We start from the raw sequence: 1,226 nt of genomic DNA, 5'->3' as shown, positions 1-1,226 counted from the left end.
GGGATATGATACACTTTAGTTGACAGTAAGATAAGTTACCAAAAAGGAGAGACTATGAGAAAACAATATGATAAGAAATTTAAGCTAAAAGTCTGTAAAGACATAGAAAGTGAAGTAACAACGGTATCTAATGTAGCTAAGGAATATTCAATCTCGCGCCCCATTGTTTCACGTTGGCTATCGGAGTATCGTCGTTACCAAAATAAAGCCTTCTCAGGGCAAGGTAATAGATTACCTGATAAAGCTGATATATACGCCTTACAAAAGCAAGTAGAAGAATTAAAAAAGGAAACCGAAATTCTAAAAAAGTTCGAACACTTTGTGAAGCAAAAAAAATAGTTAGATTTAGATTCATACATACTTATAAAAATCGATACTCAATTTCACAAAGTGCTAAATTATTGAATGTTACTAGACAAGGTTATTATCGTTGGCTATCTTCCACTACTTCACAAAGAGCATTAAAACATCAATTCTTAACACAGGAGATTCATCGTGTATTCAAACAACATGAAGGACGCTATGGATCCCCTAGAATTGCACAACAGTTATATGACGAAGGCATTGAAACCAATAAACGGGTGGTCGCTATGTTGATGCAAAGAGCAGGGTTAGTTGCGAAAGGATATCGGAAACGTACTAAGGAATATGGCAAAGAAAAGCCCATAGAAGAATATATCAAAGAAAATCTCTTACAGCGTCAATTTGATCAAGAAGTTGTTGATTATATATGGGTCACTGATATTACCTATATCACATGCAGTGATGGTCGTTTGTATCTAAGTACCTATATTGATTTAACAACACGAATCCCAAGATGTTATAAAATCGCAACAAATATGAAAATGCATATTGTGATAGATCCCTTGGTAGAGTATATAGGGAAACTGCCAACGATTATTCATGGAGATAGAGGTTCGCAATATACTTCCCATAGATATCAAGAATTATTAGAAAACAAAGACATTAAGCATTCGATGAGTGCACCAGGAACACCAGCAGATAATGCCGTTATAGAATCGTTCCATAAGAGTATAAAAAGAGAACTTATCTATCCCAACCGTCATAAGACGAAAGCAGAGATGAAAGTTCTCATTGCTAACTATATTGATACTTATTATATACACGAGCGTATTCATACCAAGTTTATGATGACACCCTATAAGTACCAACAACAAATATCACATGTATCTTAACTAGTTGTCAATTAAACTGTTGCAGTTCCC

General features: G+C 34.7%; 2 protein-coding genes. Both read left to right on the top strand.

From position 1 onward, the window contains the following. Positions 1 to 54: 54 nt before the first annotated feature. Positions 55 to 339: a transposase gene (locus M2475_RS11395; RefSeq protein WP_277491663.1), complete on the top strand. Its 285-nt coding sequence runs from the start codon at positions 55 to 57 to the stop codon at positions 337 to 339. Continuing rightward, positions 252 to 1,196: an IS3 family transposase gene (locus M2475_RS11390; RefSeq protein WP_346780376.1), complete on the top strand. Its 945-nt coding sequence runs from the start codon at positions 252 to 254 to the stop codon at positions 1,194 to 1,196. Before M2475_RS11395 ends, M2475_RS11390 begins: the two co-directional genes overlap by 88 nt. The last annotated feature ends 30 nt before the right edge of the window (positions 1,197 to 1,226 follow it).

This window comes from Breznakia sp. PF5-3 (assembly GCF_029504745.1).
Classification (GTDB): Bacteria; Bacillota_I; Bacilli_A; order Erysipelotrichales; family Erysipelotrichaceae; genus Breznakia.
This window is presented reverse-complemented; position numbering and strand designations above follow the sequence as displayed.

What these genes read in the sequence shown, in the direction of transcription:
- M2475_RS11395 (WP_277491663.1), top strand. Translation starts at nt 55, where the DNA reads ATGAGAAAACAATATGATAAGAAATTTAAGCTAAAAGTCTGTAAAGAC.